This is a genomic window from Enterobacter sp. K16B (genome assembly GCF_020216105.1).
GTDB classification, from domain to species: Bacteria; Pseudomonadota; Gammaproteobacteria; order Enterobacterales; family Enterobacteriaceae; genus Enterobacter; species Enterobacter sichuanensis.
In genome coordinates, this window is record NZ_JAIWJZ010000040.1 from 1 (window position 1) to 13,581 (window position 13,581).

Sequence of the window (13,581 nt, forward strand, 5' to 3'; positions counted from 1 at the left end):
TTTTTTTTATCTGTTTGTTATGTCCATTACCCTCTTTTGTTATCAAATAGAGATATTTCTGTCTCTCACCTCAATCGACATCAATAAACCAGTCCATAAATAGACTTGAACTTGATTCGCGCAATTAATAAACATATTATCCACCCGGTCAATGATACGAACGGATAATATACGTCCCTGCTTAATGAATAGAAAAACTTACAATAACGTAAAGATATTTATAATTGCCCTGACGCTATGCCTGATTGCGGTACCTGTCTCCCGTTATCTTTCTCCCCGCGCAATGGTTAATGGTCACGACGTTTATTTAGCATGGCTACCGCTAAGCGTTATGCTGGCGATTATTTTGCTATTTGGGCGCAGGGCCATACTTCCCATATTGTTAGGTTTTACTGTCACTAATTTATTTTACGTTAATTTAGCACCGCTACAATATTCAGTATTACTGTTCTGTCAGACCTTTGCGTTGTTTGCAGCGTGCGGCGTGCTGCGTCTTATGCTGGGTAAGCGCTGGCGCTACTGCATCCCTAACAAACATATCGGATTACGTATCTTCTGGCTCGGTTTTATCGTGCCGGTAGGCATTAAGCTGTCGATGTATATGGCAGGCTATTTATTTGATTTCCCGCTGACTATTTCAACCTTTTTCGGCGAAGGCACGGTAATTTATAACGTAGTGGACATCCAAAGCCTGATATGCGCAGCGCTGATTTTTACCATGATGTTCTATTACCCATTAAGAATGATAATTAATCCTCGTTATGCCGTGACCTTCTGGCGGCGAAGCGTGAAGCCGGTGTTTTTACACAAGAATTCATTATATATTTTCGTCTGGCTAATACTGTTAAGTTTCATTCTCGTCATTTTATGTGGGCCTTTTGAATCTCCCGTCATTGCGGGCTATTTAATGCCGCTGATTTTTATTCTTTTTACGCTAGCGATAAGTCGCCTGACCTACGCGCTTATCTCTCTGCTTTGGGCCACATCAGCGCTCCTGCTGTTGAACTACAACTACAACTTCCTTAACGGGGTGGAATCGGGCCATTCGCTCTCCTTCATCCTCTCCGTGCTGATCTCTTTCGCCATCTGTCTGCTGTATATGTCGCGCATTTACCAGCGCAGCGAGTGGCTGAAGCGGGGCTGGCAGGGAAGGGCGCTCACCGACCCGTTAACCGGTTTGCCCAATATTCGTGCGCTGGAGGATTATCTTGAGATCCACCCGGCTGCCAAGGTGTGCATTCTGCGCATGGACAACCTGGAGTTTTTGAGCCGCCACTACGGGATCCTCATGCGAGTGCATTGCAAACGAACGATTGCCACGTCGCTTCAGCCGCTTTTGCAGAAGGATGAGATGATCTTCCAGTTGCCCGGAAGCGAGCTGGTGCTGGTATTGCTCGGGTCAGACATTGCTGAACGCCTTCAGACTATGGTCGACCGGCTCAACAGCAGTAAGATTTTCTGGAACAACACCGGGCTGGATATTGAATTTGGCGCATCCTGGGGAATGGTCGAAAACGGCGAAAAGCTGCATCACACGCTGGGCCAGCTGAGCTGGCTGGCAGAGCAGGCCTGCGGGGCGCACAACGTGCTTGCGCTCACTAACAGCCTGGAAGCGGCATCAGGGCAAACGACCGAACGCGTACTCATGCTCGCGCGGATTAAGCATGCGCTGGATGCAGGGCAGTTCCATTTATACGCGCAGCCCATCCAGAAGGCGGACGGGAGTGGGTACAACGAGATCCTGGCGCGCATGGAAAGTGAAGGGGAGATCATTACCCCCGATCGCTTTATTCCATTGATTGCCCAGTTTAACCTGAGCCATCGGTTCGATATGTGCATTATGGAAAAGCTACTGATGTGGCTGCGCGCCAATCCTGAAACGCAGGCCGGTGCCCGCTTCTCGGTCAATCTGATGCCGCTGACGCTGATGCAAAAAGAGGTCGCTGGCGAGATTTGTGCGCTCTTTGAACGGTATGGCGTCGCGCCGCAGGCTGTCGTGATTGAAATTACGGAGGAACAGGCTTTCTCAAATTCAGGCAGCAGCATCAACAATATTCAGCAACTGCGGGATTACGGTTTCCGGATTGCGATTGATGATTTTGGTACCGGCTACGCTAACTATGAGCGTCTGCGACGTCTGCAGGCGGACATCATTAAAATTGACGGCTGTTTTGTGAAAGATATTTGTACAGATGACATGGATGCGATGATCGTGCAGTCAATGTGTAATCTGGCGAAGACCAAATCACTGTGCGTCGTTGCGGAATACGTCGAAACACCGGCGCAGCGGGAGATGCTGCTTCGCTGCGGTGTGGATTATCTGCAGGGCTATCTGATAGGTAAACCCAGACCGCTGGAAGAGTTACGGGCATAAAAAAACCGGGAGCAGGCTCCCGGTTTTTTGTTTAACAGTAAAGGTTACAGTACCAGTGCTGCGATAGACGCAGACAGAACGCTCACCAGAGTAGAGCCGTAAACCAGTTTCAGGCCGAAGCGAGAAACCACGTTACCCTGTTCTTCGTTCAGACCTTTAATCGCACCGGCGATGATACCGATAGACGAGAAGTTCGCGAAGGAGACCAGGAACACGGAGAGGATGCCTTCCGCGCGTGGAGAAAGCGTGCTGGCAATTTTCTGCAGATCCATCATCGCAACGAATTCGTTAGAAACCAGTTTGGTCGCCATGATACTGCCCACCTGCAGCGCTTCGTGAGCAGGAACACCCATCACCCATGCAACCGGGTAGAAGATGTAGCCCAGAATGCCCTGGAAGGAGATACCCAGCACCGCGGCGAACAGGGCGTTCAGTGCAGAAATCAGCGCAATAAAGCCGATCAGCATGGCGGCAACGATAATCGCCACTTTGAAACCAGCCAGAATATATTCACCCAGCATTTCGAAGAAGCTCTGACCTTCGTGCAGGTTTGACATCTGGATGTTCTCTTCGCTGGCGTCAACGCGGTACGGGTTGATCAGCGACAGAACAATAAAGGTGCTGAACATGTTGAGAACCAGAGCAGCAACCACGTATTTTGGCTCCAGCATGGTCATATACGCGCCCACGATCGACATGGATACGGTAGACATTGCGGTGGCCGCCATGGTGTACATGCGGTTGCGGGACATCTTGCCGAGAATATCTTTATACGCGATGAAGTTCTCAGACTGACCGAGGATCAGGGAGCTCACGGCGTTGAACGATTCCAGCTTACCCATGCCGTTGACTTTGGATAACAGGAAACCAATGCCACGAATCACAAACGGCAGAACGCGGATGTGCTGCAGAATACCGATCAGCGCAGAGATGAAGACGATAGGGCACAGTACCTTCAGGAAGAAGAATGCCAGACCTTCATCGTTCATCTTACCGAAGACAAAGTTCGTTCCTTCATTGGCGAATCCGAGCAGTTTTTCGAACATTTCGGAGAAGCCTTTCACGAAGCCAAGGCCTACGTTGGAGTTCAGGAAGAACCACGCAAGTAAAACTTCAATGACCAGCAGTTGGACAACATAACGAATACGAATTTTTTTGCGGTCTGTGCTGACCAGCAATGCGAGTGCAGTAACGACAACAAGTGCCAGGACAAAATGAAGGACGCGGTCCATATTTGCTCCAAATATGAGGCAGGTTTAATTTTCGTGCACATTCTATGTAACAAGGGAAAAGAAAACGAGATCAAGGGCACACTATAGTTACATCCTGTGACGAGTCTCAAAAATAGTGATCCACAATACATTTTCGTTATGTTAGGTAAATGAGTGAAAAGTTAAGTTTGTGTGCTAGTCTTCACAAAAGAGCGCGCGATTTCAGTTTCTGTTAGATCGCCCCCGATTACCCGCCCGTCTATCGTTCAAAGCTATCAGAGAAATCACTGTAAACGTCATAAATGATCTTGATAATCATTCTCATTTTGGTAGCATTAAACATAGCAAAGGCTATATTTCAGAGGCAGACATGACAAACAGTCGCGTAGAGGGTAGCAGTGGCAGAGCAGCGCGCAAGTTGCGGTTCGCATTAATGGGACCTGCGTTCATTGCTGCCATTGGCTATATCGATCCAGGTAACTTTGCGACCAATATTCAGGCCGGGGCCAGCTTCGGCTATAAACTGCTGTGGGTGGTCGTCTGGGCGAACCTGATGGCGATGCTGATTCAAATGCTCTCCGCAAAACTGGGCATTGCCACCGGTAAAAACCTGGCGGAGCAAATTCGCGACCACTACCCGCGCCCGGCCGTCTGGCTTTACTGGGTGCAGGCAGAAATCATCGCCATGGCAACGGACCTCGCTGAATTTATTGGCGCGGCGATCGGGTTCAAACTGATTCTGGGCGTGTCGCTGCTGCAGGGGGCGGTGCTGACCGGGATCGCCACGTTCCTGATCCTGATGCTGCAGCGTCGTGGCCAAAAACCGCTGGAGAAGGTCATCGGCGGTCTGCTGTTGTTTGTCGCGGCGGCGTACATTGTCGAGCTGATTTTCTCCCAGCCGAATCTGGCGCAGCTTGGTAAAGGGATGTTGATCCCAGATTTGCCAACCTCGGAAGCGGTGTTCCTCGCCGCCGGGGTGCTGGGCGCGACCATCATGCCGCATGTGATTTACCTTCACTCCTCATTAACGCAGCATCTGCATGGCGGGACGCGGAAAGAGCGTTACTCTGCGACAAAATGGGATGTGGCCATTGCCATGACCATCGCCGGGTTTGTGAATCTGGCGATGATGGCGACCGCCGCTGCCGCTTTCCACTTTAACGGCCATACCGGCATTGCCGATCTCGACCAGGCTTATCTCACCCTGGAGCCGTTACTGAGCCATGCTGCCGCGACGATATTTGGACTGAGCCTGGTGGCTGCCGGTCTCTCTTCCACCGTTGTGGGCACCCTGGCAGGCCAGGTGGTCATGCAGGGGTTTGTCCGGTTCCATATTCCGTTGTGGGTGCGTCGTACTGTCACCATGCTGCCGTCATTTATCGTGATTCTGATGGGGCTCGATCCCACGCGAATTCTGGTGATGAGCCAGGTGCTGTTGAGTTTTGGGATTGCGCTGGCGCTGGTGCCGCTGCTGATCTTTACCAGCAACAAAACCCTGATGGGTGAGCTGGTTAACTCAACGCTGGTGAAAAGGACCGGGTGGGCCATTGTGGTTGTGGTGGTCGCGCTGAACCTGTGGTTGTTGATAGGGACGGCACTAGGGTTATAAAAAAAGGAGCCGGGAGGCTCCTTTTTAGATTAGTGACGGCCATGACCGTGGCCATGACCGTGACCTTTACCGCCGCGATCCCAGCCGCCACGGCGGTCATCACGGTCGTTCCAGCCTTCGCGATAACCGCGCTCATAGGCGTTGTTTTTATACCAGCCGCGATGCAAACCATTATCATGTTTCCACCAGCGATCGCCGCGCCACTCATAGTGACGATGCCAGTAATCACGGTCGCGCCAGTAGCCACCGTCCCAGTATCTGCCGTAGTCGTCACGATCGCCAATTTGTAATTTTACTGATGGCAACAGGGTGATTTCGCCAGCAGTGGCGACCAGCGGGGCCGAAGCCAGTAATACCGCTGCAAGAATCAGTGACCTGAACATACTCTTTCTCCTTCACGATCGGGGCCTTGTGGGGCCTGTTAACGCAATTTTACGAGTTGGTAAAGACTCGTTTCATCGCCTCAAATCCGAATTCAGAAGCGATAGCACTTTTTGCTAAAAGCGTATCTATTTTGAGCCATTCAGGATCCCGTCAATGGTAGCCAGCTCTTCTGCGCTGAAATGACGATTCTTAAGCATGCCCACCGCATCCTCTATCTGTGTGGTTTTACTGGCGCCAATCAGAACAGACGTGACCGCCTCGTGGCGTAATATCCAGGCCAGCGCCATCTGCGAGAGCTTCTGACCACGGCCTTCCGCCATGGCATTGAGCTTTCTTACCGTTTCAAGTTTCTCTTCGGTGATCTGCTCAGGATTAAGGAACTTACTGTCGCTTGCCGCGCGTGAATCTGCGGGAATACCATTCAGATAGCGGTTGGTCAGTTGCCCGCCGGCGAGCGGCGAGAAGGGAATGCAGCCGACCCCTTTTTCCTGCAGCACCTCCAGCAGTCCCGCTTCCGGCGCACGTTCAAACATGGAGTATTTTGGCTGGTGGATAAGGCAGGGCGTACCGAGATCGTTGAGGATATCAATCGCCTTGCGAGCCAGAACAGCCGGATAGTTGGATAACCCGACATACAAGGCTTTTCCCTGACGCACCACATGGTCAAGCGCTTTCATGGTTTCCTGCAGCGGTGTTTGGGGGTCTGGACGGTGGTGATAGAAGATATCCACATACTCCAGCCCCATGCGCTTCAGACTTTGATCGAGGCTTGCCAGCAGATATTTACGTGACCCCCAGTCGCCGTACGGGCCTTCCCACATCGTATAACCGGCTTTGGTTGAGATAATGAGCTCATCACGCCAGGGCAGGAAATCCTCCTGCAAAATACGGCCGAAATTACGTTCGGCGGATCCGGGTGGCGGACCATAGTTGTTGGCAAGGTCGAAATGCGTAATGCCCAAATCGAACGCACGCTGTAAAAGTTGACGGCTGTTTTCCAACAGCGTGGCGTCGCCAAAATTATGCCACAGCCCAAGCGAGATGGCGGGCAACGAAAGTCCGCTGCGTCCGCCGCGGCGATATTCCATTGTCTGATAACGATTTTGGTCCGGCTGATAACCCATTCTGGTGACCTCTGGCGCTGGAGAGAAGAATCAGTGTATGCGTTTACATTCACCTGAAAAAAAACAGCATAGCGCAGCCTTTTTTGTAAAGCATTCTTTCCATGCTCTTCTTACTGCCGATTCTGGACAGTCATCACGCTTCTTTAATACTCAAAGTGAGGTCAACATTAGAAGGATACCTGTTCATGCGTACCCCATACTGCGTCGCCGATTACCTGCTGGACCGTCTTACAGAATGTGGAGCCGATCATCTGTTTGGCGTGCCAGGCGACTACAACCTGCAGTTTCTCGACCACGTGATAGACAGCCCGGATATCTGTTGGGTGGGCTGTGCCAATGAATTAAACGCCTCTTATGCCGCGGACGGCTATGCCCGATGTAAGGGCTTCGCCGCGCTGCTCACGACGTTCGGCGTAGGAGAGTTAAGCGCCATGAACGGCATCGCTGGCAGCTATGCTGAGCACGTTCCGGTATTACATATTGTGGGCGCGCCGGGGACGGCGTCGCAGCAACGAGGGGAACTGCTGCACCATACGCTGGGTGATGGCGAGTTCCGTCACTTTTATCATATGAGCGAGCCGATCACTGCCGCCCAGGCGATCCTGACCGAACAAAACGCCTGTTATGAGATCGACCGGGTGCTGACCACCATGCTCCGGGAGCGCCGCCCAGGCTACCTGATGCTGCCTGCTGATGTGGCTAAAAAGGCTGCCACCCCGCCTGTAAACGCTCTCACCCTCAGACATGCGCATGCCGATAGTGCCTGCCTGAAGGCGTTCCGCGATGCCGCCGAGAACAAGCTGACCATGAGCAAGCGTACCGCGCTGCTGGCTGATTTCCTTGTCCTGCGCCATGGCCTGAAACATGCCCTGCAGAGGTGGGTCAAAGACGTGCCGATGGCGCACGCCACCATGCTGATGGGTAAGGGCATTTTTGACGAACGTCACGCGGGTTTTTACGGTACGTACAGCGGTTCGGCGAGCGCCGGCGCGGTGAAAGAGGCCATTGAAGGGGCGGACACGGTGCTGTGCATCGGGACGCGATTTACCGATACCCTGACCGCTGGCTTCACCCACCAGTTAACCCCGGCGCAAACCATTGAAGTCCAGCCTCATGCCGCCCGCGTCGGTGATATCTGGTTTACCGGCATTTCAATGCATCAGGCGATTGAGACGCTGGTGGACCTGTGCAAGCAGCACGTACACGGCACGCCTGTACCGTCGTCTCAAAGCGCGATGGCCTACCCGCAGCCGGACGGCTCGCTGACGCAGGAGAATTTCTGGAGAACGCTACAGACATTTATTCGACCGGGGGACATCATTCTTGCCGATCAGGGGACATCGGCCTTCGGCGCGATCGATCTTCGCCTTCCGGCAGACGTGAATTTTATCGTTCAGCCGCTGTGGGGGTCGATTGGCTACACGCTGGCGGCGGCATTTGGTGCGCAAACGGCCTGCCCGAACCGGCGCGTAATCGTGCTGACCGGAGATGGCGCGGCGCAGCTCACCATTCAGGAGCTCGGCTCGATGCTGCGGGATAAACAGCACCCCATCATTCTGGTGCTTAACAACGAAGGGTACACGGTGGAAAGGGCGATCCACGGGCCTGAGCAGCGGTATAACGACATTGCGCTCTGGAACTGGACGCAAATTCCGCAGGCACTGAGCCTTGATCCTCAGGCCCAGTGCTGGCGGGTCAGTGAAGCGGAGGAACTGGCGGACGTCCTCGAAAAAGTGGCGCACCACGAGCGGCTCTCGCTGGTTGAAGTGATGCTGCCGAAAGCGGACATCCCGCCGCTGCTGGGGGCGATTACCAGGGCGCTGGAGGCGCGCAATAGCGCCTGATTACCTGTCGTTTCGCCAGGCCATCATCATCGGTTTGCCCGCCAGCAGGAGCCAGGCGGGCAACATCACGATGCACAGTAACGGGATAAGGGTGGTATCCGGCACCACCACGGCGGCCATAAACAGACTCAGCCAGGCATCGCGCGTCACCACCAGCACCAGCCCCAGAATCGAACAGGAGACGGTAATCGCCGCCGGTACGGCATCGACATGTTCATGCAGCATCAGCCCCAACGCAACGCCGATAAACACCGCAGGGAAGATGCGTCCACCGCGGAAACCACAGGCAGCAGCCACCACCAGCGCGGCGAGTTTTATCAGCGCAAACAGCAGATAATCGGATACGCTAAACACCTGGCTGAAAGCCAGCTGCTGCATTTCATCCAGACCTTTAAACAGCGTTATCGTCCCGCCGATGGCACCTAAAATACCGAGAATCAAACCGCCGGTTCCCAGAATCAACACCGGGTGTTTGAGCTTATGCACCAGACGGTGCAGGCGTGGAAGGCACCATACCGCCACCATTCCCAGTGCAATGGCAATGGCGACCACGATGGCGCCGCTGAAAATATCGGCGATCTGCATCTGGCCATAGTGGGGCAGGGAGAGTGAAAAATGGGGATGGAAAAACAGGCTGGTCGTCAACGCCCCGGCGGCGGCGGCCATCAGCGGGGCGAAGAGTTTATCCCAGAGCGGAACATCATTATTGCTGCTGAGCGTCTGAGAAAAGATCAGCGCGGCGGCAACAGGCGTGCCGAAAAGCGCCCCGATGGTGCCTGCGGAGGCGAGAATGGTCCAGTCCAGCGCGCTTACGCGGGGCAAAATGCGTGAACCGAGGAACACCGCCATCCCAATATTCACCGCCATGATGGGGTGCTCAGGGCCCAGGCTGACGCCGCCTGCCAGGCCCATAATCAACGCAATAATAAGCCCTGGCAGCGCTGAAGGGGGCACCGGGGCACCAATCAGAGGCTCCTGCGCCGGGTCAGGCCCGGCATGCCCGGGGCTGAAACGGATCACCAGGCCTACCGCAATACCGGTCAGCGTTAGCATGATGACGATCCACGCAGGCGAATCAGCGGCGACCCCCAGTTTTACTGGAAGCGCCGTCCATAACATGGTTTGCAGCACCGACGCGACTTTCATCACGACAATGAGCACCAGACTTGAGACCACGCCAATGATTAACGCCGGAATGGCCAGCAACAGCATGGTTCTGGCTCGCGGGTGGAGCATGATGATTTCCTTGTACAAAACGCAATGACGTTACTTTGCACATTAAGCCTTATGGCAATAGTGCAAAAGGTGCTGAAACGGTAAAGTTATTCTGTGACGAAGATCGATAATCCACGGGCATTCACCTTCCGGTCGTTGTTGTTATCACGCCTTGAATTTACAGTGTCCCAAAAGATTTATTCTGACTTTAGCGGAGCAGTAGAAGAATGACAAAGTATGCTTTGGTAGGTGATGTGGGCGGCACGAACGCACGCCTCGCATTGTGCGATGTAAGTAGCGGTGAAATTTCCCGGGCGAAAACCTACTCGGGGCTGGACTATTCCTCCCTTGAGGCCGTTGTCCGCGTCTATCTGGAAGAGCATCAGGTCAGCGTCGAAGATGGCTGCATCGCGATTGCCTGCCCGATAACCGGTGACTGGGTCGCCATGACCAACCATACCTGGGCATTCTCCATCGCTGAGATGAAAAAAAACCTCGGTTTTGCGCATCTTGAAATCATCAACGACTTCACCGCGGTCTCCATGGCGATCCCGATGCTGAAGCCTGAGCATCTGATCCAGTTTGGCGGCGCTGAACCGGTCGAAGGCAAGCCGATTGCGGTTTACGGGGCCGGTACGGGTCTGGGCGTTTCGCATCTGGTGCATGTGGCTCAGCGCTGGGTGAGCCTGCCGGGTGAAGGCGGCCACGTGGACTTTGCGCCAAACAGTGAAGAAGAGGGGATTATCCTCGAAGAGTTACGTGCGGAGATCGGCCACGTTTCTGCCGAGCGCGTCCTCTCCGGTCCGGGGCTGGTGAACCTGTACCGGGCGATCGTGAAATCGGACGGCCGTCTGCCGGAAAATCTGCAGCCGAAAGACGTTACCGAACGCGCGCTGGAAGATAGCTGCATTGACTGCCGTCGCGCGCTGTCGCTGTTCTGTGTGATCATGGGGCGGTTCGGCGGCAACCTGGCGCTGACGCTGGGCACCTTTGGTGGCGTCTACATTGCCGGCGGCATCGTGCCGCGCTTCCTGGAGTTCTTCAAAGCATCCGGCTTCCGCGGCGGGTTTGAAGATAAAGGGCGTTTCAGAAGTTACGTACAGGACATTCCTGTTTATCTTATTGTGCATGACAACCCAGGCCTGCTTGGCGCGGGTGCCCACCTGCGTCAGGTTCTCGGTCAAATCCTGTGACGACACAGCCCTCTCCCCCGGGAGAGGGGCTTTTACAGATGCATCAGCTGACGGAACTCTTTCACCTTGCTGCGGCTCACCGGCACCTGAAAATCCAGATCCTTTAAGCGCAAAATATAGGTGTTGTTAAACCACGGTTCGATCTCGCGGATCTTGTTTAAATTCACACAGAACGACCGGTGACAGCGGAAAAAGTGTGCCGCGGGCAGCTTGCTGCAAAACTCGGTGATGTTCATCGCCATCACGTACGATTCCCGCCGCGTATAGACAAACGTCATCTTTTCATGGGCTTCAGCGTAATAGATATCGTTGACCGGCGTCACGATGATGCGCTCGTCTTTCACCAGGTTGATGGTGTCGTTTTCCCGCACTGTTGGGCTGGCGGTGGCGGGGGCGCTCTGCTGCTGCCATGCGGCTTCCAGTTTTTGCAGCATGCTGACTATTCGCGACTCCTGGTAAGGCTTGAGGATATAGTCAAACGCCTCCAGCTCGAAGGCCTCCACGGCGTGCTCTTTCCAGGCGGTGACGAAAACAATAAACGGCTTATGGGCAAACTGATTAATGTTCTGCGCCAGCAATACGCCGTCCAGCGACGGGATATTGATATCCAGGAAAATGGCGTCGACCCGGTTATGCTGCAGAAACTTCAGCACGTCCAGACCATCATCAAAGGTGCCCACAATCTCCATCCGGCTGTGGGTTTTGATAAGCCAGCTTAGCTCCTGTTGAGCCAGAATTTCATCTTCTACGATGATGACTTTCATATTACTCACCCAACGGTAACAGTGATGTTGATGTATGAACGGGAGTGCGTTCATTCGGGACGTAAAAGGCAATTTCGGTGCCCGGTTCAAGACGGTGAATATGCAGTCCATCGCCATAAAGCAGTTTCACCCGGTGGTGCACATTCAGCAGGCCGATTTTATTTCCGGGCATCTCGTTAGACTCCACGCGCTCAATGACCTTTGGATCAATCCCGTGGCCGGTATCGCGCACGGCAATGCGCACGCGGTTACCGCTTTCGGTGACGCTGATGGTCACAACGCCTTTGCCTTTACAGGGCTGAATACCGTGAACAATCGCGTTCTCGACCAGCGGCTGAATAAGCAGGCTTGGGATCACGCAGTTGACCTCTTCATCAATATCGTAAATAACCGTGAGTTTGTCGCCAAAGCGTGCCTGCTCAATCGCGATGTAGTCTTTGATCTGATACAGCTCTTTTTTGATGTCGATCTGCTCGTCATCTTTCAACTCGATGTTGTAGCGCAGGTAGCGCGACAGGTTGAAAATCAGCTGGCGGGCGGTGTCCGGATTAAGACGTATGGATGAGGAGATGGCATTCAGGGCGTTAAACAGGAAATGAGGATTGATTTTGCTCTGCAACGCGCGCAGCTCTGCCTTATTTGCCATTTCACGCAGCTGTTCTGCCCGCGAGACCTCAAGCTGGGTGGAGATAATCTGCGACAGGCCAATGGCCATCTCCTGCAGCGAGGAGGTGATCTGATGCGCGTGACAGTAATAAATTTTCAACGTGCCCGTGACGACACCTTTCTCCCACAGCGGGATCACCAGCATGGAGTGTATTTCCGGCGTTCGGTGGGCTTCATCATTGTTTTTAATGATGATTTTACCGTAGTTGATCGCCTGCCTGGTGGTGGGGCTGATGGTGTCATCATTGTCGCGATAATTGTGTTCCCCCACACCGACGTAGGCCAGCACGTGGTCGGTATTGGTGATGGCGACGGCATCGGCATGTATGTCGTGGCGGATAATCTCACAGACCTGACGCAGCGATTGGGCGTTAACGTGGCGGAAAAGCGGCAGCGTTTTGTTGGCAATATCCAGCGCCAGTTTAGCCTGACGCGCGGCACTGGCCTCTTTTTCCCCTTCAACGCTCTGCACCAGCAGCACGATAAAACCGATGCAGACGCTGCCGAGGATCATAGGAATACCGATTTTCGAGACGATATCCAGCCCCAGCGCGGTGGTGGGGGCCCAGACGACCACCAGGATCATGGTCAGCGTTTCACACACCATGCCCGCGACAATCCCGGCGCGCCAGCGCTGTTTTTTCGGGATTTTGCGGCTGATCCAGCCGGACAGTATCCCGGCGATAATGCTGGTGATAAAGCACGGCACCGCCGTTACGCCGCCGATATCAATCAGGTAGCGATGGGTTCCGGCAATCAGACCGGTGATAACGCCCACCCACGGGCCAAACAAAATTCCGCCTGACATCACGGCGATAATGCGCACGTTAACCAGCGAGCCCTCTACCGGCACGCCGGACCAGGTGCTGAACAGGGCGAACAGCGAAAAGATGGCGGTAACGGCCAGCAGCTCCTTAGGCGAGTGTGCAGACTTGTGCAACAGCTCGCGAAACAGGCGAATGCGAATAAGGAAGAACAGGCAAATCAGCATTAATGCCGCACGGTCAAATACCGCCAGCAGCATAGTGAATATTTCGTGCACGAGCAGACCTGGGAAAACGGGAAAGAACCATGATAAAAAACCTGGCGCGTATTGACCAGCTATCCGTCAGGTTTATCAAATGAGGAAAAACCATAATTTGCAAAGGGGATTATCGGGTGAGGATTGACGCGTCCTGATTTGCGATTGTTGGGCCG

General features: G+C 53.8%; 10 protein-coding genes. 4 read left to right on the top strand and 6 right to left on the bottom strand.

Annotated elements, in window-relative coordinates; genetic code table 11:
* Positions 1-184 precede the first annotated feature (184 nt).
* The gene (locus LDK53_RS10240; protein ID WP_225286785.1) at positions 185-2,374 is read left to right on the top strand and encodes an EAL domain-containing protein; all 2,190 of its coding nucleotides are present in this window, start codon (positions 185-187) and stop codon (positions 2,372-2,374) included.
* Between the two features lie 44 nt (positions 2,375-2,418).
* Here LDK53_RS10240 and LDK53_RS10245 read toward each other — a convergent pair whose 3' ends face one another.
* Positions 2,419-3,606 carry a NupC/NupG family nucleoside CNT transporter gene (locus LDK53_RS10245; RefSeq protein ID WP_008501591.1) on the bottom strand — a complete coding sequence of 396 codons (1,188 nt, stop codon included), beginning with the start codon at positions 3,604-3,606 and terminating at the stop codon, positions 2,419-2,421.
* A 349-nt stretch (positions 3,607-3,955) separates the two neighbouring features.
* Between LDK53_RS10245 and LDK53_RS10250 the strand changes: the two genes are divergently transcribed.
* Positions 3,956-5,194: an Nramp family divalent metal transporter gene (locus LDK53_RS10250; RefSeq protein WP_025758760.1), complete on the top strand. Its 1,239-nt coding sequence runs from the start codon at positions 3,956-3,958 to the stop codon at positions 5,192-5,194.
* A 29-nt stretch (positions 5,195-5,223) separates the two neighbouring features.
* On the opposite strand, the gene LDK53_RS10255 is transcribed toward LDK53_RS10250, so the two are convergent.
* Together LDK53_RS10255 and mgrA are read right to left on the bottom strand one after the other, a co-directional pair.
* Positions 5,224-5,577, bottom strand: a complete 354-nt coding sequence (locus tag LDK53_RS10255; protein ID WP_045285811.1) for a DUF2502 domain-containing protein — start codon at positions 5,575-5,577, stop codon at positions 5,224-5,226.
* Between the two features lie 126 nt (positions 5,578-5,703).
* Complete coding sequence (gene mgrA, locus LDK53_RS10260) at positions 5,704-6,702, bottom strand: L-glyceraldehyde 3-phosphate reductase (protein WP_225286817.1); 999 nt, start codon at positions 6,700-6,702, stop codon at positions 5,704-5,706.
* A 185-nt stretch (positions 6,703-6,887) separates the two neighbouring features.
* On the opposite strand from mgrA, the gene ipdC reads away from it, so the two are divergent.
* Positions 6,888-8,546, top strand: coding sequence for an indolepyruvate decarboxylase (gene ipdC / locus LDK53_RS10265; protein WP_225286827.1), 1,659 nt, complete (start codon positions 6,888-6,890; stop codon positions 8,544-8,546).
* Here the strand turns inward: ipdC and LDK53_RS10270 are convergent, their stop codons facing one another.
* The gene (locus tag LDK53_RS10270; protein WP_225286841.1) at positions 8,547-9,782 is read right to left on the bottom strand and encodes an ion channel protein; all 1,236 of its coding nucleotides are present in this window, start codon (positions 9,780-9,782) and stop codon (positions 8,547-8,549) included.
* 206 nt (positions 9,783-9,988) lie between these two features.
* On the opposite strand from LDK53_RS10270, the gene glk reads away from it, so the two are divergent.
* Positions 9,989-10,954 carry a glucokinase gene (gene glk / locus LDK53_RS10275; RefSeq protein WP_225286853.1) on the top strand — a complete coding sequence of 322 codons (966 nt, stop codon included), beginning with the start codon at positions 9,989-9,991 and terminating at the stop codon, positions 10,952-10,954.
* Between the two features lie 32 nt (positions 10,955-10,986).
* On the opposite strand, the gene LDK53_RS10280 is transcribed toward glk, so the two are convergent.
* The gene (locus LDK53_RS10280) at positions 10,987-11,718 is read right to left on the bottom strand and encodes a LytR/AlgR family response regulator transcription factor (protein ID WP_045285806.1); all 732 of its coding nucleotides are present in this window, start codon (positions 11,716-11,718) and stop codon (positions 10,987-10,989) included.
* A gap of 1 nt (position 11,719) precedes the next feature.
* Positions 11,720-13,426 carry a sensor histidine kinase gene (locus tag LDK53_RS10285; protein ID WP_225286855.1) on the bottom strand — a complete coding sequence of 569 codons (1,707 nt, stop codon included), beginning with the start codon at positions 13,424-13,426 and terminating at the stop codon, positions 11,720-11,722.
* Positions 13,427-13,581: the final 155 nt, after the last annotated feature.

Excerpts from the sequence above, each read along its gene's own strand:
- ipdC (WP_225286827.1), top strand. The coding sequence starts at position 6,888 with ATGCGTACCCCATACTGCGTCGCCGATTACCTGCTGGACCGTCTTACA.
- LDK53_RS10280 (WP_045285806.1), bottom strand. The coding sequence starts at position 11,718 with ATGAAAGTCATCATCGTAGAAGATGAAATTCTGGCTCAACAGGAGCTA.
- LDK53_RS10250 (WP_025758760.1), top strand. The coding sequence starts at position 3,956 with ATGACAAACAGTCGCGTAGAGGGTAGCAGTGGCAGAGCAGCGCGCAAG.
- mgrA (WP_225286817.1), bottom strand. The coding sequence starts at position 6,702 with ATGGGTTATCAGCCGGACCAAAATCGTTATCAGACAATGGAATATCGC.
- LDK53_RS10255 (WP_045285811.1), bottom strand. The coding sequence starts at position 5,577 with ATGTTCAGGTCACTGATTCTTGCAGCGGTATTACTGGCTTCGGCCCCG.
- LDK53_RS10245 (WP_008501591.1), bottom strand. The coding sequence starts at position 3,606 with ATGGACCGCGTCCTTCATTTTGTCCTGGCACTTGTTGTCGTTACTGCA.
- glk (WP_225286853.1), top strand. The coding sequence starts at position 9,989 with ATGACAAAGTATGCTTTGGTAGGTGATGTGGGCGGCACGAACGCACGC.
- LDK53_RS10270 (WP_225286841.1), bottom strand. The coding sequence starts at position 9,782 with ATGCTCCACCCGCGAGCCAGAACCATGCTGTTGCTGGCCATTCCGGCG.
- LDK53_RS10240 (WP_225286785.1), top strand. The coding sequence starts at position 185 with ATGAATAGAAAAACTTACAATAACGTAAAGATATTTATAATTGCCCTG.